Annotated in this window: 26 protein-coding genes and 1 pseudogene; 7 read left to right on the top strand and 20 right to left on the bottom strand. The window is 72.4% G+C overall.

The features are described from left to right. Positions 1-25 precede the first annotated feature (25 nt). The gene (rpmG, locus tag ABZ836_RS05790; RefSeq protein ID WP_356127526.1) at positions 26-190 is read right to left on the bottom strand and encodes a 50S ribosomal protein L33; all 165 of its coding nucleotides are present in this window, start codon (positions 188-190) and stop codon (positions 26-28) included. A gap of 83 nt (positions 191-273) precedes the next feature. On the opposite strand from rpmG, the gene rpmB reads away from it, so the two are divergent. The 4 genes and pseudogenes from rpmB to ABZ836_RS05810 all read left to right on the top strand — a co-directional run. Continuing rightward, complete coding sequence (rpmB, locus tag ABZ836_RS05795) at positions 274-510, top strand: 50S ribosomal protein L28 (RefSeq protein ID WP_361139666.1); 237 nt, start codon at positions 274-276, stop codon at positions 508-510. Beyond that, entirely contained in the window at positions 510-815 is a 306-nt protein-coding gene (rpsN, locus tag ABZ836_RS05800; protein ID WP_356127532.1) for a 30S ribosomal protein S14, read from the top strand. The genes rpmB and rpsN overlap by 1 nt, the downstream gene beginning before the upstream one ends. A gap of 155 nt (positions 816-970) precedes the next feature. Continuing rightward, positions 971-1,141, top strand: coding sequence for a 50S ribosomal protein L32 (rpmF, locus tag ABZ836_RS05805; RefSeq protein ID WP_356127535.1), 171 nt, complete (start codon positions 971-973; stop codon positions 1,139-1,141). Then, a pseudogene (locus ABZ836_RS05810) lies at positions 1,141-1,236 on the top strand (GTP-binding protein); the annotation flags it as partial. The gene rpmF and the pseudogene ABZ836_RS05810, both read left to right, overlap by 1 nt. Positions 1,237-1,376: 140 nt before the next feature. Here the strand turns inward: ABZ836_RS05810 and ABZ836_RS05815 are convergent. The 4 genes from ABZ836_RS05815 to ABZ836_RS05830 form a co-directional block, all read right to left on the bottom strand. Continuing rightward, positions 1,377-1,676 (bottom strand): hypothetical protein, encoded by a 300-nt coding sequence (locus ABZ836_RS05815; RefSeq protein WP_356127538.1) that lies wholly within the window; start codon positions 1,674-1,676, stop codon positions 1,377-1,379. Positions 1,677-1,774: 98 nt separating this feature from the next. Next, the gene (locus ABZ836_RS05820; RefSeq protein ID WP_356127541.1) at positions 1,775-2,545 is read right to left on the bottom strand and encodes a class I SAM-dependent methyltransferase; all 771 of its coding nucleotides are present in this window, start codon (positions 2,543-2,545) and stop codon (positions 1,775-1,777) included. A gap of 100 nt (positions 2,546-2,645) precedes the next feature. Beyond that, on the bottom strand, positions 2,646-3,884 hold the full coding sequence (locus ABZ836_RS05825) for an aminotransferase class V-fold PLP-dependent enzyme (protein WP_361139671.1): 1,239 nt from the start codon (positions 3,882-3,884) through the stop codon (positions 2,646-2,648). 3 nt (positions 3,885-3,887) lie between these two features. Next, positions 3,888-5,216: a pyridoxal-phosphate dependent enzyme gene (locus tag ABZ836_RS05830; RefSeq protein WP_361139674.1), complete on the bottom strand. Its 1,329-nt coding sequence runs from the start codon at positions 5,214-5,216 to the stop codon at positions 3,888-3,890. 349 nt (positions 5,217-5,565) lie between these two features. On the opposite strand from ABZ836_RS05830, the gene ABZ836_RS05835 reads away from it, so the two are divergent. Further along, positions 5,566-6,126: a GNAT family N-acetyltransferase gene (locus tag ABZ836_RS05835; RefSeq protein WP_356127550.1), complete on the top strand. Its 561-nt coding sequence runs from the start codon at positions 5,566-5,568 to the stop codon at positions 6,124-6,126. Between the two features lie 68 nt (positions 6,127-6,194). Here the strand turns inward: ABZ836_RS05835 and ABZ836_RS05840 are convergent, their stop codons facing one another. Beyond that, complete coding sequence (locus ABZ836_RS05840) at positions 6,195-7,757, bottom strand: Y4yA family PLP-dependent enzyme (protein WP_361139677.1); 1,563 nt, start codon at positions 7,755-7,757, stop codon at positions 6,195-6,197. Between the two features lie 413 nt (positions 7,758-8,170). On the opposite strand from ABZ836_RS05840, the gene ABZ836_RS05845 reads away from it, so the two are divergent. After that, a complete protein-coding gene (locus ABZ836_RS05845) occupies positions 8,171-8,500 on the top strand; it encodes a hypothetical protein (protein WP_356127555.1) in 330 nt (109 codons plus the stop codon). A gap of 348 nt (positions 8,501-8,848) precedes the next feature. Here ABZ836_RS05845 and ABZ836_RS05850 read toward each other — a convergent pair whose 3' ends face one another. The 6 genes from ABZ836_RS05850 to ABZ836_RS05875 form a co-directional block, all read right to left on the bottom strand. Next, positions 8,849-9,757 (bottom strand): hypothetical protein, encoded by a 909-nt coding sequence (locus tag ABZ836_RS05850; protein WP_361139680.1) that lies wholly within the window; start codon positions 9,755-9,757, stop codon positions 8,849-8,851. After that, entirely contained in the window at positions 9,754-11,298 is a 1,545-nt protein-coding gene (locus ABZ836_RS05855; RefSeq protein ID WP_361139683.1) for a polysaccharide deacetylase family protein, read from the bottom strand. Before ABZ836_RS05855 ends, ABZ836_RS05850 begins: the two co-directional genes overlap by 4 nt. 208 nt (positions 11,299-11,506) lie before the next feature. Continuing rightward, positions 11,507-12,946 carry a glycosyltransferase gene (locus ABZ836_RS05860; RefSeq protein WP_361140271.1) on the bottom strand — a complete coding sequence of 480 codons (1,440 nt, stop codon included), beginning with the start codon at positions 12,944-12,946 and terminating at the stop codon, positions 11,507-11,509. Between the two features lie 53 nt (positions 12,947-12,999). After that, complete coding sequence (locus tag ABZ836_RS05865) at positions 13,000-14,343, bottom strand: nucleotide sugar dehydrogenase (RefSeq protein WP_361139686.1); 1,344 nt, start codon at positions 14,341-14,343, stop codon at positions 13,000-13,002. A 437-nt stretch (positions 14,344-14,780) separates the two neighbouring features. Then, on the bottom strand, positions 14,781-15,149 hold the full coding sequence (locus ABZ836_RS05870) for an SET domain-containing protein (RefSeq protein WP_356127567.1): 369 nt from the start codon (positions 15,147-15,149) through the stop codon (positions 14,781-14,783). Positions 15,150-15,163: 14 nt separating this feature from the next. Continuing rightward, positions 15,164-16,081 carry a hypothetical protein gene (locus ABZ836_RS05875; protein WP_361139690.1) on the bottom strand — a complete coding sequence of 306 codons (918 nt, stop codon included), beginning with the start codon at positions 16,079-16,081 and terminating at the stop codon, positions 15,164-15,166. 485 nt (positions 16,082-16,566) lie between these two features. On the opposite strand from ABZ836_RS05875, the gene ABZ836_RS05880 reads away from it, so the two are divergent. Further along, positions 16,567-17,109, top strand: coding sequence for a hypothetical protein (locus tag ABZ836_RS05880; RefSeq protein WP_361139693.1), 543 nt, complete (start codon positions 16,567-16,569; stop codon positions 17,107-17,109). A gap of 11 nt (positions 17,110-17,120) precedes the next feature. On the opposite strand, the gene ABZ836_RS05885 is transcribed toward ABZ836_RS05880, so the two are convergent. The 8 genes from ABZ836_RS05885 to ABZ836_RS05920 form a co-directional block, all read right to left on the bottom strand. Beyond that, entirely contained in the window at positions 17,121-17,882 is a 762-nt protein-coding gene (locus ABZ836_RS05885) for an SDR family oxidoreductase (RefSeq protein WP_361139696.1), read from the bottom strand. Next, on the bottom strand, positions 17,879-18,640 hold the full coding sequence (locus tag ABZ836_RS05890; RefSeq protein ID WP_361139699.1) for an enoyl-CoA hydratase/isomerase family protein: 762 nt from the start codon (positions 18,638-18,640) through the stop codon (positions 17,879-17,881). The genes ABZ836_RS05885 and ABZ836_RS05890 overlap by 4 nt, the downstream gene beginning before the upstream one ends. 53 nt (positions 18,641-18,693) lie before the next feature. Further along, complete coding sequence (locus tag ABZ836_RS05895) at positions 18,694-20,349, bottom strand: CoA-transferase (RefSeq protein ID WP_361139702.1); 1,656 nt, start codon at positions 20,347-20,349, stop codon at positions 18,694-18,696. Continuing rightward, positions 20,346-21,596, bottom strand: coding sequence for a beta-ketoacyl-[acyl-carrier-protein] synthase family protein (locus ABZ836_RS05900; protein ID WP_356127585.1), 1,251 nt, complete (start codon positions 21,594-21,596; stop codon positions 20,346-20,348). The genes ABZ836_RS05895 and ABZ836_RS05900 overlap by 4 nt, the downstream gene beginning before the upstream one ends. Before the next feature lie 197 nt (positions 21,597-21,793). Next, the gene (locus ABZ836_RS05905) at positions 21,794-22,516 is read right to left on the bottom strand and encodes an SDR family oxidoreductase (protein ID WP_356127588.1); all 723 of its coding nucleotides are present in this window, start codon (positions 22,514-22,516) and stop codon (positions 21,794-21,796) included. Beyond that, a complete protein-coding gene (locus tag ABZ836_RS05910; RefSeq protein ID WP_361139707.1) occupies positions 22,516-23,487 on the bottom strand; it encodes a hypothetical protein in 972 nt (323 codons plus the stop codon). Before ABZ836_RS05910 ends, ABZ836_RS05905 begins: the two co-directional genes overlap by 1 nt. 73 nt (positions 23,488-23,560) lie before the next feature. Next, a complete protein-coding gene (locus tag ABZ836_RS05915; RefSeq protein WP_361139710.1) occupies positions 23,561-24,766 on the bottom strand; it encodes a cytochrome P450 in 1,206 nt (401 codons plus the stop codon). 233 nt (positions 24,767-24,999) lie between these two features. Then, the gene (locus ABZ836_RS05920; RefSeq protein WP_356127597.1) at positions 25,000-25,557 is read right to left on the bottom strand and encodes a hypothetical protein; all 558 of its coding nucleotides are present in this window, start codon (positions 25,555-25,557) and stop codon (positions 25,000-25,002) included. Positions 25,558-25,565 lie beyond the last annotated feature (8 nt).

Raw genomic sequence — 25,565 nt, forward strand, 5'->3', positions numbered from 1 at the left:
CGGGGCGGGCGGTGGCGGGGCCGGGTCAGCGTTCTTCGCGGAAGTCGACGTGCTTGCGGGCGATCGGGTCGTACTTGCGCAGCACCATCCGGTCCGGGTCGTTCCGGCGGTTCTTGCGGGTGACGTAGGTGAAGCCGGTGCCGGCGGTGGAGCGGAGCTTGATGACGGGGCGGAGTTCGTTGCGTGCCATGACCGGTACTATATGGGAACGGTTTTCATTTTCGAAACCAGCTCCACCACCGCATCCCCGACCACGAAGAGGCAGGTATCCCCTTGTCCGCCCACTGCCAACTGACCGGCGCCAAGCCGGGCTTCGGCAACAAGATCTCCCACTCGCACCGGCGCACCTCGCGCCGCTTCGACCCGAACATCCAGCACAAGCGCTACTGGCTCGCGAGCGAGGGCCGGTACGTCCGGCTGACCCTGAGCGCCAAGGCGATCAAGACCGTCGACACCATCGGCGTCGAGGCCGCGGTGGCGCGCATCCGCGCCCGGGGAGGGAAGGTCTGATGGCGAAGAAGAGCAAGATCGCGCAGAACGAGAAGCGCAGGGCGACCGTCGAGCGGTACGCGGCCCGGCGCGCGGAGCTCAAGGAGACCATCCGCCGCCCCGGCACCTCGGACGCCGAACGCACCGCCGCCTGGGCGGAGTTGCGCCGTCAGCCGCGCGACGCGAGCGCCACCCGGGTCCGCAACCGTGACAGCGTGGACGGCCGGCCCCGTGGCCACCTGCGCAAGTTCGGCCTCTCCCGCGTCCGGATGCGCGAGCAGGCGCACGCCGGGTTCCTTCCGGGGGTCACCAAGTCGTCCTGGTGACCGCCGAGTCACCTCGGGAGGCGCCCGGTCGCGACTCGGCGGAGCCGCGGCCGGGCGCCTCCCGCCGGTCCACCAACGGCTCTTTGTTAATGATTCCCATTTTCATGTAGCGTCCGGGTCGTACCACAGCACCCCCATCGAGGAGGTCAGCCCCCATGGCTGTTCCCAAGCGGAAGATGTCCCGCTCCAACACCCGCCATCGCCGCGCGCAGTGGAAGGCGGTCACGCCGCAGCTCGCCCCCGTCACCGTGGACGGCGTCCCTCACCTGGTCCCGCAGCGCCTGGCCAAGGCGTACGAGCGCGGCCTGCTGCGTCCCGACGACTGACCAACGGGTGCGTCTGCTGCACCCTCCGCGAAGATCTCCTGGTGGAGGTGGACCGGCCGGCCCTCGAGGCCCGGTTCGACTACCTGCTCATCGAATAAGACTCCGGGCCGGACGGTGGTCGCAGCCACGGCACCGTCCGGCCCGGTCCGCCCTCGGTCCCCGGCCGTCACCCCTCGCCCCTCGGCGCGCCGGGGCGGGCGTCCGGCCGCTGCCCCGGCACCGGTGGGCCGGTCGGTCAGTGGTCGTCCCAGTGGCCGTCGTGCTCCGCGTGGCGGTGGCCGTCGTGGATGTAGTCCATGTGGTCACGGTGCGGGACTGCCACATGACCGCAGCCGGGCCGGTGCTGGTGGTCATGATTCTGATGGGTGGCGTGTGCACCGGCCTCGCATTCGTCGGCGTGACCCTCGTGCACCCGGTGGAGATGGCCGTCGTGGGCGTAGTCGACGTGGTCGTCGTGCGGCACGGCCACGTGCCCGCAGCCGGGGCCGTGGGAGTGCTGGTGGTCCGTGTGGGGTGCGTGGGTGGCGGTCGCCATGATGCTCTCCTCTCTCCCCCGCCACCTCCAGTGTCGGCCGGGCCGCTTCCGGGCCGCCACCCGGAGGCGGGCGGAGGCGGGCGGACACTGCTCCGAGGTCACGCCCTGCGGGCGACCAGGACTCCGCTGTCCCCGTACTGCCAGACCAGGCCGGCTTCGGAGAACCCGGCCTTCCGCAGGAGTTCCACGTGGCGGGACACGCCGAGGCCGTCGCCCGTGCCGTCGGCCCCTTCGAGCGCCGCGTACCGGGACTCCCGCCGTTCGAGCAGGTCGACGAACTCCTGTTCCCGGGCGGCGGCCGCCCACCAGGACTCCCAGTCCTCACGGCCGTCGCTCCGGGACCGCTGCGCGAAGCGGTGGCCGAGGTGCGCGGTCAGTCGTGCGCGCCACGGGTCCTCGGCGGGGAAGTGGTCCCCGTTGACCACGGCTCCGTCCGCGCCGAGCCGGCGGGCGAGCTCGCCGTAGACCGTCGCGAGGACCGGTTCGGGCAGGTAGTGGAGGGCGGTGGTGGAGACCGCGGCGTCCACCGGGCGCTCCAGCCCGAGCGCGTCGGCCCAGCCCGCCGCGCCCATCACGGCATCGACGTAACGGGCCGCGTCGGGCCGGTGCGTCCGGCCCAGCTCGAGCAGGAACGGGTCCATGTCCACGGCGACGATCTCGGCGTGCGGAAGGCGTTCGGCGAGCCTGGCGGACAGGGATCCCGGTCCGCAGCCCAGATCGAGCAGCAGCGGCCTCTCCCGTTCGCCGACCAGGTGCTCGACCACGTCGGCGATCACCGTGAACCGCGTCTCGCGGTCGAGCGCGTAGTGCTCCTGCTGCAGCTCCCAGCGCTCCACCCACCGCTGCGCTGTCGACATGCTCACGCCCATGGAACCGGACAACCTTTCCGCCGCGCCGCGTACGGACCCGTCGGCGACTGCGGGCCAATCTACTACTGGAAACGGTTCCCATTTCGCAGGAGGTGATGTGTCAGGCGAGTTCCACAAGAACGGTCAGCAGGCGATCGATTTCCTCGACCGTGTTGTACACATGCACGCTGACCCGGACCGATCCTTGCTCCTCGGGTTGCCCGGCCTGGCAGAGGGCGTCGGCGCGCACCATGAATCCGTGGCTGTCCAGGATGAACCCGAGGTCGTCGGAGGGGATGTCGCGGTGGCGGAAGGTCACGATGCCGTGGCGTCGCTGCACGGCCGGCCCGGCGGCCAGACTGGCCTGGCAGCCGAGGATCTCGTAGGACGGGCAGTGCCGCAGCTCGTCCGTCAGGCGGGCGGCGAGGGCGGTGGTCCACCGGTCGATCCGGTCGGTGCCGGCGGCGTCGAGCCAGCACAGTGCGGCCTCGAGGGAGGCGATCCCGGCCGTGTTGGGGGTGCCCTGCCAGCCGCCGGGGCGGAAGGCCGGTCCCCGGGTGTCGCGTGACCAGACGGCTCCGGTGCCGGGCAGCGCCAGCGCCTTGTGGCCGGAGAACACGACGAAGTCGACGTCCAGTCGCTCCACGGAGACCGGCAGGTGCCCGACGCTCTGCGCGGCGTCCAGGCAGATCGGCACGTCGGGGCCGACGGCCTCCCGGATCCGGTGCACGTTCATGTCACCGCCGTGGACGTGGTGGACGTGGGTGGCGGCGACGAAACGGGTCCGCGGCCCGACCAGGCCGGGGAACGCGCGGTGGTCGTAGTCGCCGGACCCCGCCTGGTACGGCAGCTCCCGCACCCGCACGTGCACGCCCCGGTCGGCGAGCAGCCGCTGGACCTCCAGCCACGGATCGTGGTTCGCCCGGTGGTCGGCGCCCGGGACGAGGATCTCGTCGCCGTCGGCGAGCCGGTCCGCCAGCCAGTCGCGGGCGACGGTCCTGAGCCCTTCGCTGGTGCCGCCGGTGAACCGGACGCCCGAGCGGGGGCGGCCGGAGCCCGCCTCCGGGTCGCCCAGGAAGGACCGGACCCGGTCCTTCGCGCGCTCCACCAGCTCGGTCGTGCGGTTCGCCCAGAGGTAGGAACCGCGGGCGGCGTTGGCGTTGGAGGTGGTCAGGTAGGCGTGGACGGCGTCGAGGACGGCCTGCGGCTTCTGGGCGGTGGCGGCGCTGTCCAGGTAGGCGAGGTCCGGGTTGCCGGTGATGATGGGGAACTGCTCGCGCAGCTCGCGCTGCCAGGGCTCGAGGTCCTTCAGCTCGCGTTCCGGGTCGTAGGGCGGGTGCGTCGTGGTCCGGTGCGTCATGGTTCAGTCCCGGACCAGGGGCGCGCCGGAGTCCCGCCAGGCGACGATGCCGCCGGCCAGGCTGTGCACGTCGGGGTGGCCCATGCGGGTCAGCAGGGCGGCGTAGCGGGCCGACCGTTCGCCGACCGGACAGGCCAGCAGGACGGGGCGGCTGCGCGCGAACGGGAGGCCGCCGCGGACGAGTTCGGCGAAGAGCTCGTCGGGGATGTTGAGGGATCCCTCGATGTGCAGGGCCGCGTACGCGTGGGGCCCGCGCAGGTCGACCACCAGGGGCGGCGGGGTGCTCGTGGAGAGCCGCCGGCGGGCCTCCCCGGCCGTCATCTCCTTCGCGAGGCGGGCGGCCTCCTCGCCGGTGAGGCTCTCCACCGAGTTCTTCCTCGGGGGCCGCCCGAGGAGTTCGGGGCGGCGCTGCCGGACGTAGCTCAGATAGCTCTCGGCCCGGTCGCAGACGATGAACACCGCGGTACGCCGCTCCGTCAGCTCCGCGTCGAGCGCCCGCAGGTGGCGGACGGCACCGTGGTAGGCGGCACCGCCGGTCGGACCGGAGAGCAGGCCGCAGCGGCGGATCAGGGTGAGCATCCCGTCGATGGCCTCGTCGGAGGTCACGGGTTCGATGGTGTCGTAGGTCGCCGGGTCGAAGAGACCGACCTGGTGCACCTCGTCGAGGGTGCGGATGCCCGGGATGAAGTCCGACTTGTCGGCGACGAGGCCCACCACCCGCACCGCCGGGTCGTGCTCGCGCAGCGCCCGGGCCACCCCGGTCGACGAGCCGGCGGTGCCCACGCAGGCGACGAACCAGTCGGGCACCCGGCCGTCGAGGTCCTTCACGATCTCCGGCCCCGTGCCCACGGCGTGGGCCTCGGTGTTGCGCGGGTTGAAGTACTGGTCGGTGTGCAGGTAGGCCCCGCCCTCCTCCGCCAGCGCCTGGTGGAAGCGGGTCAGGGGATCCTCGGTGTCGGTCGGGTCCAGGCATTCGCTGCGTCCCGGCAGTTCCTCGATCTCGGCCCCCAGCAACAGCAGGAGTTCCTTGATCTCGGGGACCCTCATCCGGTTGGTGACGCTCTTGAACGGCAGGCCGTGCATGCCGGCGAGCAGCGCCAGCGCCTTCGCGGTGTTGCCGCTGGACAGCTCCACCACGGTCGCCTCGCGTCCGGCCGCCGCGGCCAGGCCGTCACGGGCCATGTTCCAGGCGGCCCGGTCCTTGACCGACCCGAACGGGTTGAGCATCTCCAGCTTGGCGTACAGGTCGATGTGGCGCAGGCCGTGGACGGCCGGGTCGATGCGCACCAGCGGCGTGTTGCCGATGGCCTCGACGATGCTGTCGTACCTCATGACACTCCCCTCCCGACGGACCGACCGGCTGTTCCTGCTCCTGCTCCCGCTTCTGCTTCCGCGCGCGGCCGCCCGAAGCCCCGCCTCAGGCCCGCCCACGGCCGCACGGTCGCAGCCCTCCTCACGCGAACCGACGTGAACCGAAGCGAAGCGAAGCGATGCGAAGCGATGCGAACCGGACCGGCCCGGAACTGAACCAGATCGAGAAACATCTGTTCGCGATGCATCCCTTTCCACCCGTTCCCGGACCTAAGCCCTGGATCCGCGGGCACACCGGCGCGGTCACGGCGCCGACGCGGAGGCGGACGGTCCGCCCGGAGATCCCTCACCGGGTGGCAGGCTGACGCGTGTGACATCGCATCGGACGGCACCCGCTCCCGTCATCACACAGCTCAGCCGCCCCCAGGACGCCACCGCCGCCGTCCGGCGGGAACTCACCGCCTGCTGGACGGCGGTGGTCAACGCCGGCGGGGCCGTCGTCCCCCTGGACTGCCCGCTCCCGCCGGTGGCCGAGGCGTCGCTCCGGCCGGCGGTCGAAAGGATCGCGGACGGGCTCTCCCCGGAGCGCAGCAGACTCGTCCGGGCGACGGTGGACGGCGCGCTCGCGGGCTGGCTGCTGCTGCGCCGCGAACGGCACCCCCTGGTGTCGCACTGCGGTGTGGTGAACCACGTGCAGACGCACGTGGACTTCCGCGGCACGGGGGTGGGGGCCGCGCTGATGAGGCACGTCCGGGGCGTCGCGCGCGACCACATGGGGCTGGAGCGGCTGCAACTCGCCGTGCGCTCGGGTCTGGGACTGGAGGTCTTCTACCGCAAGGCGGGCTGGACGGAGGTCGGCAGGTGGCCGGGCGCGCTACGGGTGGCGCCCGGCGACGACCGGGACGAGATCCTGATGAGCCTGGCGCTCTGAGGCCCCCCGCTGAGGTCCCCGCTCGCCGGGCCGGGCCCGTGCGGCCCCTCCCCCTCCCGCCGGTCTCCTCAGGTGCCGGAGGGGGCGGGCAGCGGCCCGGCGTCCGGAGCGGGCCGGACACCGGGAGGTGCGGGTGGGGCTGTTCCCTCCTCGTCGGGGCCGGCCGGCCAGTAGTCCTCGTCCGGGCACCAGTGCCAGGAGCCGCCCCGCCGCTCGACCGCGACCGTCCGCGCGAGGGGATGCCGCTGCGCGTGATGGGCCCGGAAGTCCATGGCGTATCCGGCGGTGTTGACGAAGGCCAGCAGATCCCCCGCCCGGGGCAGCCGGGGCAGGAAGACCAGGCGGCGGGTGAGGAGGTCGCCTTCCAGGCAGAGATTGCCCGTGAGGTACACGCCGACCGGTTCCCCGTCGCCCGCCGCCGCTTCGCCGCGTGGCAGCAGGACGGGATCGACCAGCACTCCGTGCTCCTCCAGGCTCATGTCGCCGGCGTTCATCGCGAGGTGCACCAGATGGTGACCGGAGTCCGGGTCCGCGGGGCGCACGTCCAGCACCCGGGCCAGCGACAGTCCGCACTGGTCGACCAGGGCGCGCCCGGGTTCGATGTGCAGGTCGTGGAGGTGCTCCAGCAGCAGGGTGGCGGGCGGGCGTCCCAGCGCGGGTGCGGGACGGGAGAGCAGTTCGTCGAGGTAGCCGGGGCCGGCGGTGGGGCGGTGGGCGGGGTAGAGCGCGGCGGCACCGCGCACCGTGCCGCCCTCGTTGCGCAGCCCGTAGCCGTGACCGCGCCAGGTCAGGGGCGGGCGGACTCCGAGCACCGCCTCGCTCAGCGCCGTCGTCCAGCGCTCCCACTCCGCCGCCTCGGCGACATAACCGACGCCGAACCCGCCCCCGATGTCGACGGCGCGCGGCGTCAGCCCCCGGGTGCGGCACTCGTCGAGGAAGAGCACGCACTGCTCCAGTGCCCGTGCCTTCTCCTCCACGGCGGTGGTGTCGAGGTGGTAGGCGGCGCCGACGAACTCCACGGCGTCCGCGTCGCGTTCGAGGTCCGCCATCAGTGCGTGCGCGTCCCGGACCGGCGTGCCGAAGCGGCTGCGCCGGGAGAGCAGCCGGGCGCCCGCGCCACCGTGGGCGGCGTCCGACTCGAAGCCGGACAGGCGCACCAGTACCGCGACCCGGCCGAGGCCGTGCCGGCGTACCAGGCGGGACAGCCGTTCCAGCTCCCCGCGGGAGTCCAGGTTCACCGTCGCTCCCACCCGCGCCGCCAGCCAGAGGAACGCGGTGTCCTTGGGGCCGGTCGCCATGATGCGGTCACCGGTGAAGCCGCTCGCGAGGGCGTGCCGGAGCTCCTCCAGGGAGGCGACGTCGATGCCCACGGCGGCCGGGTCCTCGGCCGCGAGTCTCCGGACCAGGGCGCTGGACCGGTTCGCCTTGTGGGCGAAGTGGACGCGGCCGGTGAGGTGGTGGCGGCGGTAGACGGCGCGGAAGCGGGCGGCGTTCTCCGCCACGGTCTCGGGCAGCAGCACGTTGAGCGGGGACCCGAGCGCGTCGACGAGGGAGCACAGGAACTGCCGGTCCGCCAGGAGCGCGCCGATCGGCGGGTCCACCGTGGGTCTCAGGTACAAGGGCTCATCCACGTCGGACCCCTCCCCGGGTAGCCGGCCGTCGTCACGACGATCGTTCGGGGGTAGTCGTTTCCACGTGCGCGCGCCCCTAAGCCTCCCTGCCCGGGTGGCATGGGGGCGCCTTGCCGTGCGAACGGCGCGGACCCGATTGTCACCGGGTCCGGTGAACACGGACCGCAGGGCCCCGCGGTCGCGCAGGGACCGTTCGACGGACACAGGGCATCAGGCGTTCACACGGGGAGTGCGCCGGACGGGGCAGTGTGCGCGCCCCCCTCACGGGCCATGGCCGCCGTAGGTCCGACGGCACCACACTGCCGTCACCGACGAGGCCGTCGGCCTTCACCCTCGTGTCCCCCAGCGAATCGTGTCCAGGACGGGCACGGAGGACGCATCACTGGGCGGCGCCTTCGAGAAAGGACACCATCGTGCCCCGCTTGACCCGCACCGTCACCACCGCGGTGGCGGCCCTCGCCGCCACCATGCTCCTGTCCGGCCAGGCCATGGCGACCACGACCACGGCCAACGCTTCCGGCACCTTCTACTACACCGACCTCCTCGGCGGGAACCAGCAGGTCGTCGATCCCGAGCTGGACAGCTGCAAGCTGGTCTCCACCCTCGGCACCAGCGTGAGCAACCAGACCGACGCCACCGTCGTGCTGTACACGGACACCAGCTGCGCCCTCCTGGCCAACCCGGTGTCGCCCGGCAGCAGCATCACCTTCCTGTTCAAGTCCTACCGGTTCATCGACGGCTAGAAGCTGATGTGACGCTCCGGTGCCGAACGAGGCCGCTGACGGCGCCGAAGGCGACAGGACCCCTCCTCCGGCGTCCTTCGCCGGCCACACCCCACGGAGGAGGGGCGCCACCCGCAAGTCGGCGGGTGGCGCCCCCCTCCTCGCGCTGCGGCCCTCCTCGCGCGGACCGGACGTACAGGCGTGTGGACCTGCGCGACCCGGGCACGAAGCTGCGGCCAGGCGGATCGGGTGAGCGTCGCCGACCGGCACCGCGGAGCCTTCGCCGTTGCCGGACCCGCTGCGCGGACGCGCGCGGGGCGGACCAACGGCGCTCACACGGCAGTCCCCGGTCCGACGGACTCGCGCACGTCAGGCCATCCGCCCCGCGCGAAGTGACCGTGGTGCGGCTCCGCCGGACTGCACGGCGGAGAAGTTCTGGAACAGCAACTCGGTGTTGTCCCCGCGCACGCCCACCGCGCCCGGTCCGGCCAGCCGCCCCGGTGTGGTGTCTTCGGCCTGCAGGATCAGTCGGCCCGCCACCCACAGGCGTAGCACGACCGAACGGCTTGCGGTGGTCACCGCCTGTGCCGCGACGTGGCGGTAGGTCTCGTAGCCGAAGAGCGAGGTGGCCTGGGTGAGTGTGGTGTAGACGCCTTCGCCGGAACCTGTGCGCGGGGCCTTGCGTTTGATGGCCACGGCACCGTCGCGACGGCTGAAGCTGAAGGCGTACAGCTCCTGCGGGCTCCGGTAGCGGAGCAACAGGTGGCCTCCGTCCCAGGCCGTGGCGGGCGTGCGTGCGGTGCTGCCCGGGGGGTGAAGGTGGAACCGGCCGCCGACCGTGACGTCGCCGAAGTTTGTGCGCCGGGTGACGACGCGCAGCACCGCCGACCCCGTACGCAGCCGTGAGGCCGGGTCGGGGGACAGGCCGTCGGGGACGCCGCTCCAGCCGCTTCCCCCCTGTCCGAAGAGGGAACCACTGGTGACCGTCCAGTGCGGGTCGACCCGGGCGTCGGGGGCGTCGGGGTGGCGGAAGGCGTATTCGTTGGTGACCAGACCGCTCCGGGGAAACGACGGTTGGAAGGGAGGCCCGGCGGACGCCCCGGACGGGGTGGGGGCCGGGGGTTCGGGCAGCGCCGCCTTGCCGTCCGGTCCGGGGACGGGAGCCTCTCGTTCCGGCCGTGCCGGGTGTGCCAGGACGCCGGCACCGGCTGCGACGGCCAGCGCGGCTCCCAGGACGACGCGCCGGGAGGGCCTGCTTCGACGGCCGGTCGACGTCACCGGGCGGCCCCTGACGCGGTCGTGCGGGGCCGCCCCTGCGGAGAGGCGACGGTCATCGAGGTGAAGCGCGGGTACGGGGTTGCCGCGTCACCGTTGCGGGTGCTGATGGCGATGCCTCCCGTGGCGTCTCCCCCGGTCACCGCGCGGGTCGTCGGCCGTTCGATGCGGACGGATCCGTCGACGGTCACGACCGTCCGCTTCTCCTCGACGGTGACCTTCAACCGGTGCCGCGGAGCGCTGACCAGTTCACGGCGGGCGACCTCCCGGCGTCCGGCCCCGGTGCCGGTCAAGACGCGCACGTAGCTGTCGCTGAGGGTGATGGTGACCGGTTCGCGGCTGTGGTGACGCACGACGAGGCCGACGTTGTTGCCGTGGGCGGCGAGCCGTCCGATCGTGGTGGTCACGGTGTACCCGCTCCAGTCGGCGGAACCCATGGGCAGGTAGGCGGCGGAGGCGTAACCGGTGCGGCCGGGGTAGGGGCCCTGGCCGGTGAGAGCTCCCAGCCCGGTGTGCCCGGTCCCGTCGGTGCGCTCCCACCGGGCCGGCTCCCGCAGCGGATTCCGGCAGGTGGCGGGGTCCTGGGCGGTGAAGCGCGCGAGTCCGTCGAGCAGGTCGGCCGCGGTGGTCCCGCGGTTGACCTCCAGTCGCTGCACCTGCCCGGCGGCCGCGGCCCGCGCTCCGGCGGGCAACGGCCGGTCGGCGCGGTTGGTGAGCCGGGCGTCGAAACGGGCGCGCAGCATCTCCGTGAGGAGGACCTCGGTCGAGTGGGCGCCCTCCTCCGCCGTTGCCCCGTCCGCCCCCGAGTGCGCCGGGGTGTCGGAGAACGGGAAGGCGAACAGTCGGGGGCGCGGCAGGTCGTGCTCCGCGAAGGCGCGGAGCGAGACGTCCAGGTCCTCGCCGACCCTCTCCCGGTACTCGGAGCGTGTTTCCGCGCGCTTCTTGTCCGGCAGCCACAGCCGGCTGCCGAGCGCCGGCTCCTGGCGGCCCGTCCGGTCCACGGCAGCACGATGGTGCAGGTCGTGGGTGTGGTTCTCGAAGTCCCAGCGGCCCGATGCCCGCATCCGCTCGATCTCCGCCCAGGAGAGGTAGTACGGGCGGTGGCGGCCGACCTGGCCGGTGATCAGGAAGGCTGCGGCCCGCATGCGGTACTTCGCCAGGATGCGGTCGGCGTGGACCCAGAGTCCGTGCGTGCCGTCGTCGAAGGTGATGAACACCGTCCGGGGGGCGGAGGCACGGCCGGTGCGGAGGTAGGCCAGGAAGTCCGAGCTGCTCAGGCTGCGGTACCCGGCACGCGCGAGGGCGGCGATCTGGTCCTCGAAGGCCTGCGGGGTGACCGTGTACCGGCTGCGGCCGCTGTGTCCGACGTCGTGGTAGGCCAGCACCACGGGGGCGCCGGGTGTCGTGGGGCGGTCGGAGGAGCCGGCACCCGCGTGCGGTGTCCGCGGTGCCTCGGACGTGCCGGGCGGATCCTCCTGCGCGGTGACGGCCCGGCGGTGTGTGTCGTAGGTCCACGCCAGGTGGAACGGCAGGGCGAGAAGCACGCACGCGAGCGCGCCGGAGAGGAGGCGGACGCCCCGGGCCCCGCCCCGCCGGGCGCCGGGTGCCTGTCCGGCGGGCGGTGGCGAAGGTGTCCACGGTGACGTGTTCACGGAAGGTTCCCCCGGGAGAGTACGAGGAGGTACACGACGCCGGCGCCGAGCAGGAGCACGGTGCCGGTGAGGGCGTCCCACGCGCGCCGCAGTTTCTTGCTCATGCCGCGCCCCTCGACCAGACGCCCCTGCGGACGGTGAGCAGTGCGTACGGCAACAGCCACGCCAGGACGACGGCGGAGAACAGGCTCATGAGCGGGCGGTAGCGCCAGCGGCGGTCACCGGGGTGATCGATGCGGTACGCGAAGGCCCAGGCGAAGCCCTTGAGAAGCACTCCGAGGAGATACAGACCCGTGAGCAGGAAGGCACCGTGCAGCGGTGCCCGGATCAGGTGTACGAAGGCCAGGACGGGAGCTGCCAGGACCCAGAGCACGTGCCCGTAGAAGAGGGTGGCGGGACCGGCACCCCGGCGCCACATGAATCCGCCGGTGAAGACCAGGTTGCGGATGAAGCTCTTCTTCCAGCGCACCTGTTGACGCAGCAGGGGGCGCAGCCGGGCGGGTACGTCGGTCCAGACCTCGGCGGAGCGCACGTACCCGACCTGCCAGGGACGTTCGGGGAAGTCCTCTGCGGCGACGAAGGGCGAGTCGGCGTAACGGGCCTTCAGCGCGCGGCCCTTCCAGGGCTGGCCGAGGACGTAGCCGGTCAGCTGCCGGTCCGTGGCGAACTTGAAGGGGGCGCCCAGGAAGTGGTCGTCGGCCCAGGCGGGGAGGTAGTTGTAGACGGCGTCGCGGCGGAAGACCGCCAGGGGTCCGGAAACGCACGTGACCGAGCCGAAGGACGCCTCCGCGGCCTTGATGACGCGGAACTGGCCCTCGTACCAGGTGTCCTGGACGCGGGTGAGGAGGCCGGCCGAGGCGTTGAGCGCCCGGCAGTGGCCGCTGACGGCGCCGAGCGAGGGGTTGCGCACGAGAGCCCGGACGCACCGCCTCAGCGCGTCGGGGGCGAGGACGCAGTCGGAGTCGGTGAAGGCGATGACATCGGTGTCCACCCCCGCACACGCGGTGACCAGCGCCTGCTTCTTGCCGAGGTTCTCGTCGAGGTGGATGACGGTGATGCCGAGCTCGTCGCGGAGTCGGCGCAGCACGTCCGCCGTGCCGTCGCAGGAGTGGTCGTCGATCACGGTGACGCGCACCCGTGGGCAGTCGGAGGCGACCATGGAGCGGACGCAGGCCTCGATGCCGTCCACCTCGTCCTTGACCGCCAGCAGGAAGGTCACGGACGGCTCAGCGGGCAGCGGGGGGAACTGCATGCCGACCGCGTGACGGCGACGGACGGTCAGCGGGCCGGTGGAGGGGTCCTCGTACCGGGTGTAGGCGATGTAGAGCACGGCGATCGAGCCGGCCAGGACGACGCACCCGTAGGCCAGCGGGAGGGTCGGCTCGGTGAGGCGCAGCGTGGCGCCAGCCAGGAGCAGGAGGAGCGGGGACAGGCACAGGAGGACGAGCAGGCGGCGCAGGCCGTGCCGGACCACCGGGTCGGCATGCCCGAGCCGCTCGGTCACCCGGCCCCTCGCGCGGGGAGCCGGCACGCCGGTCATGGCCCGGGAGGGGCGGCCGGAGCGGGAGCGGACGTCGGTGCTGTCGGCGACGTTCACCGGGGCAGCCCTTCCGCCGCGGACAGTCGGTGGCCGACGTCGACCACGGCCGTGTTCTCGTCCAGCCAGCTCAGGTCGGTGCCGCGGTGCAGGGTGTGGATCACCACGAGGTCCCACTCCTCGGCGGCGGGGTCGGTCACCGCCTCGACGAGGGTTCCGCCGAGGCGAGCCGTCGGCACCAGGGGGTCGGCGTACGCGACGCGGGCGCCCGCCGCGGCGAGCCGGCCGTAGATCTCCAGGGCGGGGCTCTCCCTCAGGTCGGCCACCTCCTCCTTGTACGCGATCCCCACGATCAGGATGCGCGCTCCCGCGACCGGGGTGCCCGCTCGGGCGAGCCGCTCGACGACCTGGCTCACCACGCTGCCGGGACGCCGTGCGATGGCTCGCATCGCCGTCTCGACCAGTGGGGATTCGGCCTGCGTGGTGCGCAGTTGCCACAGGAGGTAGTGCGGGTCGCACGGGATGCAGTGTCCGCCCACTCCGGGGCCCGGGTAGAAGGGCATGAAGCCGAAGGGCTTGGTGGCGGCGGCTTCGATGACGGGACGCGGATCGAGTCCCAACGCCTGGCAGCCGTCGGAGAGTTCGTTGGCGAGGGCGATGTTCACGGCCCGGAAGGTGTTCTCCCAGAGCTTGGTCATCTCGGCCGCCTCCGCCGAGGCGAGACGGTGTACGTACGGCGCCGTGGCGGACAGGAACGCTGCCGCGCGGTCGGCGCTGCGCGGGTCGGCGCCGCCGAAGACGCGAGGCGTCCGCTCCTGTCCGTGCGCCGGATTGCCGGGGTCGATCCGTTCCGGGGCGAACGCGACGAAGATGTCCGTGCCCACGGCCAGCCCACGTGCTTCGAGCGGCTCGACGAGCATGTCCCGGGTGGTGCCGACGTAGCTGGTGGACGTGAGCACGATCAGCTGGCCCTTCCGCGCGTGCCGCACCACCGCGGCGCACGCGGCCGACAGCATGCCTAGGTCGGGGACCTTGTGCCGGTCGACCGGCGTGGGCACGCAGAGGACGACGGTGTCCGCCGCCTCCACTGCCGCCGGGTCGTCCGTCAGATGGAAGTCCGGGGCCCGTACCGCTTCCGCCGTCTGCGCCAGGTGTTGCGGCTGGAGGTCCACCTGACAGGTGCGGATGTCTTCCAGCCTGGCGGTGCTGACGTCGATGCCGATGATGCCGGCTCCGGCCTCGCGGAGGGCGAGGGCGGTGGGCAGGCCCACGTAACCGAGCCCGACGACGGCGACCCTGCGGCCTCTGAGGCCGAACGGCGCGCCGGGCACCTCGGCGAGCCGAGGCCGGTCGCTGTACGACTGGGCCGGCACCACGGTGTGCGGCGAGCGCGTGTCCACGGGGCTTGTGGTGGGTTCGGCTCGATCAGGACGGACGGGCGCGGATTCCATGTTCGCTTCCCGGAGTAAGAGTGCCGCGAGACGACATCGCGTCGCCCCCGTCTTCCGGCTCGGCGATCATGCACGGTCGGTGCCGGCACACGGTGGCACGGCACGGGACACCACCCTCCAATGGCGTACGGCGGAGCGGGAACTCCCCTGTCCGGCCGATGGGTTCCCTGTCCTGCGTGGGCGGGGGGCGGTGCGATGATTCGGCAGTCCGGACATGAACCGCACAGCCGGACCGTGATCGGATGAAGTGAACTGCAGCACCCGGTCGCGGAGATTGCCGCCGGTGCAGGATGACAACGTGGCTCGTCCGCATCGTGGTCGGTGGCGCGGCGAAACGTCATGCACACCGGAGCGGACCTCCGCGACGTCCGTCCACCCGCAGCCGCTCACGTTGCCGGGGCGAACCACAGGGGGTTGGCGCCGCCGTCGGTGTAGTCGACGGTGATCTCGGAGCCAGGAAGGACAGCCCGCACGGCCACGATGTCGATCGTGTCGGCGTCGAAGTTCTTGCGGTACCGGGCGAGAGGTTCGGAGGAGTGGTTGTAAAGGCTGCCGTATCCGAGCGCGAGGGCCGCGGCTCCGTCCTGCCAGTAGAAGTAGTACTCGTACAGCGACGTCCGGTCGAGGAGGGCGCGCTGTGCTGCGGGGACGACCAGGACCGGGCAGGATTCCACCACTTCGCCCTGCGCGAAGGGGCGGGTCGCGTAGACCCCGCGACCGTGGGTGGCCGAAGGGCGGATCTCGAGAGCACTCATGACGCCCCGTCTCCTCACCGCTGTCGGACTTTCACGGCCGTGTACCAGCAATTGGGTTCCCCGAGCATGCCGAGGTCAGCGGAGTGAGCAATGCGGTCGCGGTGGTACGTCGACCACTCCGCCACGGGGCCGACGTTGCTCAGTTCCAGTCCGGCCTGCCTGAACTGCCGGGTCAGCAGTTCGTCAGGCACGATCAGCTTGCGGTAGGAGTGGCGTGGTACCACCGGGGTTCCGGTTCCGGTCTCCACGATTTCGCAAGTGATGGTCAGGACCGACATGGGCGATCCGCCGAGCGGCGAGACGGACCGCGTCCTCCGGTCGAGCACCTCGATGTCGCCGTCGGCCGTACGAAGGGTCTCCGGCCACTCGGTGGACCGAGAACCATGGCCGGGCAGGTAACGGTCGCCCACGTAGTCGAAGATCAGCACACCGTCCGGAGCCAGCGAGCGGGCCAGGGCCGCGAGCAACTCAGCGTGCCCGTGGGGGTCCGTGAGGTCGCCCAAGCTGTTGCCGCCCAGGAGGACGAGATCGGCGCCTCTGCCGGACAGCACCTCTCCTGCGTCACGGACGTCACCGTGGCAGACGGTGAGCCTGGAGGCGGCGGTCGGCGGCACGTTGCGCGAAAGCCCTGCGGAGAGGCTGCCCAACGACAGGTCGACGGCGAGCAGTTCGGTGCAGCCGCGTTCCAGCAGGGGTGCCACGTGGCGCAGCGTTCCGGCGCAGGGCAGATACACGGTCCGTGGCGCCGGGCGGTCGTAGATCCGCAGGACCGCTTCCACGTCGGCCCGGCTGAGGGACATGTCGAAGTGGATTTCGCCGGCGAGCCGCATCAGCGGTTCGTTGTCGTAGTGTTCCTCGACCAGTTGGCGCAGTTCCGGCTCCCGCCGTGGCGGGGCTCCGCGGAGCGGGTGGATGCGTAAGGGTTCGGACATCGGGACGCCTCCGTCCGGTGGCTTCGGCGGAGCACGGGAAGGGCGGTGCACCGGCCGAGAACCCGGCTGTTGAAGTCGATGACATTATCCGGCGAGGGTGGACGGGGGCACAACGCTCACCCGTTCAGTGCTCGCTGCGGGCGATGCCGTGACGGGTGCCGTCGAGCGTGACGCTTCCGGTGAAGTCCCGTCGAGGTGGTGAACGCCCCTCCTCGTCGCGGAGCAGTCCGCCGTGCGGGCGGTAACCGATGCGAAGGGGGAGGTGCCGGCGGTGGCGGAGCCCTGGGAGCCGTAGGTCCGGCAGTTCCCGTTCGGAAGGTCGTCGGGGTAGCCCTCCCCGCCCAGCGCCGAGAGGTACCGGCGCGCGCACGGCTCGGCTGTTTTTCCGGCCGTTCCCGTGACGGCCGTTTACATCCCCTCGAGGAGCGGTCATCGTACGGGCAGGGGAAGCAATGCGCCGTGCCGCGCTTCCTGGGAGGACAGCCATGCATCGTTTCCGACGCCTCGCCACTCCGCTCGCCTGCTGCCTCGCGTCCTTCGGCGCGCTCGTGACCTCCGGCGGACCGGCCCAGGCCGCGGACCCCCTGGCCATCGTGTGCACGACTTCCGCCACACAGCACTACGACCCCGGTCTGACGCTCGTCTCCAAGCCGACGCGCATCACGGCGAACGCCACGTACACCTGCAGGGGTGGCGGCAGCGTGGACACCGCGCAGCTCGGCTTCGAGTACACGGTGGACGCCGGCTGCCTGCCCACGTCGTCGCCGGTGACCACGGGGGTCAGCATCCTGGACTGGAACGAGGGGCCCGACTCCGAGATCACCTCGACCTTCGTGGTCACCCGTCCCGTGGGGCAGACGGTCGGCACCTCCGTGGGTACGGTGACCGCCGGTCAGTTCGACGGCTACATCTTCAACCTCGTCGGCACGTATCCCGCTCCCGATCTGCTGGCCTGTGCCACCCCGGAGGGGGTCACCTCGAGTCAGGGGCTGCTGGTCCTGACCCTGACGCAGCCCTTCCGAGGGTGAGCCCGCGGGTCTCATGAGGGCTGCTCGGCCAGGGGGGCGAACGGCGGGAAGTCGTAGGGGCGGGGCGGAGCTCCGGGTGTCAGGGTCCAGACCGGGTCCCAGCCGTCCGACCGGAGGACGCACAGGACGGCTTCGGCGACACGCGACGGCTGCTGCACCGGCACGCCCTTGTGCCGGAGTTCGGCTGCGAAGTCCTCGGTCATGGGTGTGGCGGTGAAGGAGGGACAGAGCACGCGCAGGCGTACGCCCCGGCGCCGGGCTTGCGGCGCGGCGGCCCGGACCAGCCCGATCGCGGCGGCCTTGGCGGCGGTGTAGTAGGGGAAACGCGGATAGCCGGTCAGGCCCGCCAGGGAGGACAACGCGAGGAAGGACCCCTTGCTCTCGGTCAGGGCAGGCAGAGCGGCGGTGAGGGTGTTCGCCAAGGTCGTGACGTTGTCGTCGAGGATCCGCCCGCACTCCCCGTCCATGGGAGCGCCGAGGTCACGGGTGCTTCCCCGGGTCCCGGCCGCGGCGACCACGACGTCGAGCCGGCCGAACCGCCGTGCGGCCTCGGCGAGTGCCGTGCGCGCCGTTTCCGGTGCTGTGAGGTCTCCGGCGTGCCAGGACGTGTGCAGGGTGCGGGCCTCCTCGGCGGCACGTTCCGGATCGCGGGCGCAGAGCATGACCCGAGCCCCCTCGTGGGTCAGCCTGCGGGCTATGGCCAGGCCCATACCCCCGGTGGCGCCCGTGACGAGCGCGGTCATCCGGTGCGCGGCTCCGTGCGGCGCTGTCATGGACGGCCTCCGTGCAGTCGGTGGGACTCGTGATGGCCGCGGTCCTGCAGCAGCAGCGCGACGTCGGTCGGCGCGTGCAGAACCTGTTCGCGGAGCCGTTTGAAGAGGGCGAAGGCTCCCGGCGGCAGTGCCGCGAGTTCGGCACCGGTGGCCGCCGCGGCGGCGGGGAGCTCGTCCGGGGCCACGACGCGGTCCACCAGACCGATGCGGGTGGCCTCCTCCGCGTCCAGAGTGGCGCCCGTGAGGTGGAGGCGGGTGGCATGGGTGGGGCCGACGGCGCGCGTCAACAGGGCGGCGTCGCCGAGGTGGCCGTGGCGCAGGGCGGGTGTGCCGAAGACCGCGTCGCGCGAGGCGATGCGGTGGTCGGCGGCGCAGAGCAGTGAGAGACCGGCGCCGATCGCCGGCCCGTTGGCCGCGATCACGACGGGGACGGGGAGGGTCAGCAGGCTGCGGCAGACGGACAGGTACAGGTGTTCGTGGGTGCGCGGGTCGGCCGGTGTGTCCGCGTACTCCCCGGCACGCCAGCGGGCGGTGGCGGCGAGGTCGTCGCCGGCGCAGAACGCGGTGCCGGCACCGGTGAGCACCAGGACCTTCAGCGTGGGGTCGGCGGCCGCCTCGGCGAGGGCGTCCAGCAGGCGCCGGGCCAGGACGTGGTCCAGGGCGTTGCGGTGGTCCGGTCGGTTGAGGGTCAGGGTGAGCACGCCTGCGTCACAGGCGCTGAGCAGAACGGGTGGCGGGTCGTGCGGTGTGGTTTCCATCGCTGCCTCTCGACGGCGGGTGCGGTGTGCGGATGGGGTGGCCCCGGTGGTGGTCACCGGTAGACGCCGTCGGGGTCGAGGGCGCGCAGGGCGTCGAGCTCCCGGGCGGTGACGGCGGGCTCCGGTACGGGCGCCCGGCCTCCTGCGGACCACCCTTCCGTCGTGCGGGCCACCGTGCGGAACGGGTCGCCCCCTGGTGCGTCGTGGGGAGGGAGCCAGGTGGACAGGGCGAACGACTCCCCGGACCCGGCCCGTTCGAAGCGTCCGTAGTGGCTGACGCAGGTGCGCACCCGGTCGCCCGGGCTGGTGCGGTGCCGCACGGAGGCCACGTAGCGACGGGGTTCGGCCTGGGCCAGGACCACGCAGTCGGCGGCTGCGGCGATGTCGCAGGCACCGCCCGGTCCGGTCAGCCAGCGCCCGTCGGGGAGCAGGCACGTGTTGAGCGCGCCGCTCCGGTCGATCTGCGCGGTGGACAGCACTCCGAGACACTGCTCCCCGCCGGCGGTGACGACGCCTCCGAGGATCTCCGGCAGGCCGACGCGGTGGCCCGCTCCGGGCAGGTGTGCGGGGGCGAACAGGTGGACCTGGCCGTGTGCGGGCCGCATGTCGTAGAAGCCGAGTTCTGCGCAGACCCGGATGTCGACGCCGCGTCGTGCCAGCATGTCGCGGGCCAGCCAGGCAGCCAGGTGCGAGTGGCCGATGCCGGCGAGCACCGTCCTGTACCCGTGGGCCAGCACACGGTCGCGCACGGCGCGTGCGCCGAGGATCACGAGTCGTTCCCTGGCACTGGCCGTGCTCAAGGCGGTGCGGGACGGGCGGGCCACGCGGCGGGGACGACGGTCCAGGCGGCGCAGATAGTCGTCGTGCCCTCGAGGTGACCTCACCCACCGGTCGAACCACTCGGTGCCCGCGCCGCGGCGGCAGTGGGCGTTCACCTCCTCGAGGAAGGCGTAGTCGTCCGGGTATCCCGGTACCTCGGTGGCCGGCGGTGCGGCGAGTGCCTGCGGATGTGCTCCACGGGGAGCTGGGCACAAGGCTCGGACCAGGTGACCGGGCACGGCGAGCAGCCCCGAGCAGTCGTCGGGCAGACGCTCGACGATCCGTTCGGCGGAGGCGAGGACACCGTGCCGGGCGGCGTAGGCGGCCCAGGCGCCCTCGCCGGACGGGGAGCCGAGGACCAGGTTGCCGCGGCGGTCGGCCAGCACGGCGTGCACGAGGGTGAGGTCGGGGGCCAGGGGACGGACGAGGTGGGCCGTGCCGCCGTCGAACGAGGTGACGGTCCGCAGGTCGGCGGTGAGCGCGTGGCGCAGGTCGCTGGTGAGCAACGACCGGGTGACGGCTGCCGGGGCACCGGTGCCGGCTGCCACCAGTCGCTGGACCAGTGTCCACAGCGGCCAGACCTCGGCCGTGAAGGGCTGCCCCTGTGCGACGTGCGCGTAGAGGGGGTTGTGCCGGGGCAGCGGGTACACGTCGCCCAGGAAACCGGTGATCACGTGGCGCACGGCTCCCGAGAGAGCCAGTGCGTGTGCGCTCGAGTGCACCGCGGCGACGCTCACGGTGACGTCGTGCCGCCCCTCGCGGGTGCGGGCCAGCGCGTACAGCAGTGCGTTGGGCCGCGCCATGGTGGAGGCGAAGTGCAGGTGCGCGCCCGGCTCGACCCATGTCCTGAGCATGTCGTCGGGGTCGTCGTGCAGTGCCGGACCGTTCATGCGGGCGCGGCCAGGAGGAGTGCCGAGGTCTGGCTGCCCAGCGCGAAGGACAGCGAGAGTGTGAGCCCGACGTCGCCGCGCCGTGGTCCCTCGGCGACGTGGTCGAGGTCGCATTCGGGGTCGACCGGCCCGGGGAGCCTGGTGGGTGCGAGCTCCTGATGGTGGATCATCAGCGCGCAGGCGGCGGCGTTGACCAGCCCCGCGGCGCCCAGTGTGTGTCCGAACACCGCCTTGTTGCCGCCCAGCGGAGGCCATGCCGCCGGGGACGTGTCTGCGTAGAGACGGCGCATCATCCGGCACTCCGCCAGGTCGTTGAGAGGCGTGCCGGAGGCATGTCCGGCCACGTACGAGACGTCGCCGACACCGCGGTGGGTGTCGTCCAGCAAGGCACGCACCAGGTCGGCGGCGGAGCGGCCGGTGGGGTCCATGCCCGTCGCGTGCCGCGCCTCGTTGCCGGAGCGCTGGCCGAGGACCTCGGCGTAGACGCGGGCGCCCCGCCTGCGGGCCGATTGCGACCGCTCCAGCAGCAGTGCGACCGCGCCTTCGCCGAGCACGAACCCGTCACGGTCACGGGCGTACGGACGGCACGCGGTGGGCGGGTCGTCGACGCGTCGGCTGAGGACGCCGAGGGCGTTGTAGCAGGTGAGCAGTTCGGGCACGATCGGGAACTCGTGTCCGGCCACGATGACCGCGTCGGCGGCCCCGGTCCTCAGCCGGTCGACGGCCCAGCCCAGAGCCTGGTTCCCTCCGACACACGCCGAGCTCAGTGTGGTGACCTGTCCGCGGAGGTTGCCGTAGATGGCGTACAGGGTGGCCGGGGCGCCCGGCAGGCCGGTCAGCGCGGCCGTCCTGGGCACGGTGGCCGGGTCGGCGCCCCGCCGCTCGCGGATGTGCTCGGCCCACCAGTCCAGTGGTCCGCGTGACGAGGAGGCGACCACGTCGACGCGCCCGGGGTCCACGGCGTCGTCCGTCAGCGAGGCGTCCCGGCGTGCCTGTTCCATCACCGCCATGGCGACCAGGGCCTCGTCGGTGCAGGATCGGGCGTGCCGGGGATCGAGGCCTGGCAGGTCCGCCGACGGACGGCGGCAGGTGACGGTGGCTGCCATGGCGTTGTCAATGCCCTCGAACTGCGCTTCCGCGGTGAGCGCATGCGCGCCGGGACGCCCGGCGCGCAGATTTTCCCAGAAGTCGGACGCGGAGGGAGAGCCGGCCATGCGCGCCCCTATCCCCGTGATGACGATCGACATCGTGCGAAGGGCTCCTCAACGAGAGACTGTTCGTCGGTGTGCGGCCCAGGTCGCGAGAAGAGACGTCCAAGGCACCGCTGTGGCGGTCACCGTAGGCGGGCAGGCGGACGCTTCGGTGACGTCGGCGCGACGCGGCACCGCCCACGCGTCCCCGGTACGTCGTCGCGATCCCCCGGCAGCCGTATCGCGCTGGAGTCTCAGCAGCGCAGCTTGCCCCCGTCGACGACGATCTCGGTGCCGGTGACGTAGCCGGCTGCGGCGGAGAGGGAGAAGGCAGCGACCTTGCCGAACTCCTCCGGTGTCCCGAAACGGTTCAGCGGTATGTCCGCGCAGCTCTCGTCCGGGCTCAGAGGGGAGCCGGGCGTGGGGAAGCGTCCGGGGACGAGGCTCAGCACCCGTATGCCGTCCGGTCCCAGCTCCGCGGCCATCTGCCGGGCCGCCATGGCCAGGCCGGGGCGAAGGCCGTCGGAGAGGCCGAAATCCGGTAGGGGCCGGCGTGCCGAGGTCGACAGCACGAAGGCGATGGCGCCGCCGCTCGGCAGGTGGCCGGCCACGGTGGTGGCCGTGCGCAGCAGACCGAGGAAGAGGTGGTCGAAGTGGGCCCGCCACTGCTCGTCGGTGGCATCGCACACGCGGCCCCGAGCGCTGGGTCCGGTCGCCAGCAGAGCGCCGTCCAGGCGCCCGTGGTGGCGCAGTGCCGTTCGGACGAGCAGGGTCGGCGTGGCCGGATCCTCGACCGCGGCCGGCACGCCCACGGCCTGCCGGCCCAGGCGGGACACCGCGGCCTCCACGCGTGCCGGAGAACGGGAGGACACCACTACGCGGGCGCCCTCGCGCACGAGGGCGGAGGCGGCCGCGTAGCCCAGTCCGGCGGTGGCGCCGGTCAGGACGAAGACGCGGCCTTCGAGTCCCAGGTCCATCACCGACCCCCGGCCTGCCGGTCCCTGGCCGGGGGCGCGTCCGTCCAGCGGTGCTCGTCACCGTGGTGCCAGGGGAAGAAGTGCAGGTTCCATCGCCGGAGGCAGTTGACGTGCAGCGCGAGTTCCGCGATCAGTGCGCCGTAGTCGGCTTTCGAGCGCACCTGCGGAAGCACCGCGTAGACACGGTCGAACAGGCTCCGCAGGGCGCGGAAGCCGCAGTGCCCGAGGAACTCCGCCTGGAGTTCGGTCAGCGGGCGGGTCAGCGCGAGAAGGCCCGCGAGGTCCGTGTGGGGATCGTGGGCGGCACGGGCCAGGGGGTTCAGCGTGGTCGAGCCGAGGGTGCGCATCTCCCCGTTGACGTAGACCAGGGTCGAGAAGTACTGGCCGCGGCTGCCCAGCGGCACCCTCCCGCCGTGCAGGTCGACCACTTCGGGCGCGGGAGTGAGCCAGATGCGCTCGGTGGCCAGACGCAGGTCGCCGATGAGGTCACGGACCGCCGGTTGTTCGGCGTCGTGGCTGGGTGGCAGCCCGAGGCCTGTCCCGGACGGGTGGCCTTCCCGTGCGACCTCGACCTCGAAGTACCCCGGCCCGCGGTAGACGGCTTCCCAGCAGCGCCGTGCCACCGTGGCCAGGGCCGGGACGTCCGCGTCCTCGACCTGCGCGACGCGGGCGCAGACGGTCGGTTCGAGGACCGGGGCGTACTTGACGAGCAGGTGCTGCAGGCGGGTCAGGTAGACGCTGCCGTCCGGAGCGTGCGTGCGGTCCTCCAGCGTCCGGCGCTCCGCGAAGACCGCGTTGATGTCCGGTGCGAGGTGATACATGTGACCGTCGGCGACGACGGCGTGGCTCTGGATGCTCCTGTAGGGCAGCATGCGCCACCAGGTGTCGGCGAGCGCGGGGTTGCGTGCGTCGTCGAGACGGGCTGTGACGCTGAGGTCCAGACTTGGCCAGGTGAGTTTGACACGTCGCATGATTCTCCTGTGCCGGTGGTCGGATGCGGATTCTCGTGCGTCGGCGAGGTACCGGCGGCCCTGACGTGCGTCGTCACGCGGCGGTGTTCTCGCCGCCCGGACGGACGCGCACGGCGCGTGGCCCCCGGAACACGCTGCCCGTTGGGCAGTGGTCCCGCTGCGGAGCGAGGCTCATCCGCGGGAAGCGACGGGCCAGCTCCGTCACGAGCGTCCCGGCCATCGCCCGGACGAGCGGTGCTCCCGGACAATGGTGCGGGCCGGCCCCGAACGCGAGATGTGGATGAGGACGGCGCTGTGGGGCCACCTGGTCAGGACGGTCGAAGACGGCGGGGTCGCGGTTGGCGGCGGCCAGGGACACCAGGACCGTGTCACCTCGGGCGACCGGAGTGCCGGCGATGTGGCCGTCCCGGGCGGCGAACCTCCATACGCCGCGCACGATCGGGCCGTCGTGACGCAGGTACTCCTCCACGGTGCTCGCGATCGGCGCCCCCGGGTCGCGGAGCCGCGCCAGGGTCCCTGTTCCGGTCAGGCCCCGGATCAGCGTGGCCAGGAAGTCCACGGTGCTCTGTCGTCCGGCGACGAACATCTGCAGCACCAACTGACCACGGGGCAGCCGGCTCTCCGGGTTGCCGGGACCGCCTTCCGTCAGGATGCGTGCCAGGAGGCTCGTGTGCTGCCCGGACGACTCGCTCAGACATGCGTCGACGTGGGCCGCGAGAGCGTCGCGGGCACGAGCGGCGTGTTCTCTCGCGGTGTCGTCGTCGACGGGGGCGATGAGCGCGGCGGCTCCGCGGCCCAGGGCCTCGTTCCACGGCACTCCGAGGAAGGTGCCCACAGCGGTGTTGACCAACGGCTCGATCACCTCCGCCACCAGGTCGGCGGTCCCCGTCGGGGGCAGCGCCTCCAGGAGCGGCGGACAGCGGCGACGCACCTGGTCGGCGAAGTCGCGCACGGCGGGTGGGGCGAAGGCGGGCCGAACCAGACGGCGGGCCTCGGTGTGCAGCGGCGGGTCCCAGTCGAGCAGCCCCATCCGCATGGGTGACACGTGCTTCGCGTCGGCGGCGGCGATCCATGAGTGGTCGCTGCGGAACGTTCGGGTGTCCAGCAGCACGTGCCGAGCGGCTTGGTAGGACGTGACGAGCCACACGTTCCAACGGTCGTGCAGACGGGCTCGCACCACCGGGGCGACGTGACGCAGTTCGGCCAGCAGCGGGAAGGGATCGTCCACCTGGGACAGATCCTGGGGCAGCCGCACGGTCCTGGGGATGCCGTGAAGCACCGCTTCGGTTCTCGGGAGGTCGTTGTCCGGATCCACGCTGTACCTCCGGCGTCGGGACGGGGCCGGACGCGGGTGCGCCGGTGCCCCGGTTGCCAGGACACCACCTGGCTGCAGTTTCGCCTACCGTTCGTTCCGGCCGATGTGCCTTCACATCGGCCGGAGATCCTGTGACGTCCGCGCCTCTGGGCCGGCGGCCGGGGGCGTCGTACCGGAGTCCCGGGATTCCGGAGTGCTCACACGGGGAGGACCGTGATGTTGGCCGGACCGGCAACCAGATCGATGCCGGTGGTGAGGCACTTCGGCAGATCGGTGTTGAGGAGAACGATCTCGTAGATCAACTGATCGCCCGCGAAGTCACCGGAGGTGATGGCGGCGACGACGATGACGACGTTCTGGCCCACGGGCCGCTCGGTCAGCGAGATGCCTCCGCTGAAGTGGGAGACACCGGTGGGGTCGCCGGCCGAGTCCCTCCACCGGATGGTGCCGGAGACGCCGGTCACCGGCAGGCTGACGGAGCAGGACAGCAACGCCTCCCCGTCGGCTTCGTAGTCGGCGAAGGCGTGGTCGGGCGAGGTGGACACGCACGGGCCGAAGGTGCCTTCGGCGGCGAAGGAGGTCTGCCGGGGCAGCAGCACCAGGCCGGGGTCGAACTCCTGCGTCGCATAGCCGGGGCAGTCCACCAGCGCGGACTGCTCGGGTGCGGATGCGGCGGTCGCGGGCGTCGGCAGGGCGACGGCGCAGGCCAGCGGCAGCACGAGTGCGGCGAGAAGGGAGCGGACATGCCGTAGCACAGTGGTTC

The organism is Streptomyces sp. NPDC047130, assembly GCF_040643475.1.
In the GTDB taxonomy this organism is placed as follows: Bacteria; Actinomycetota; Actinomycetes; order Streptomycetales; family Streptomycetaceae; genus Streptomyces.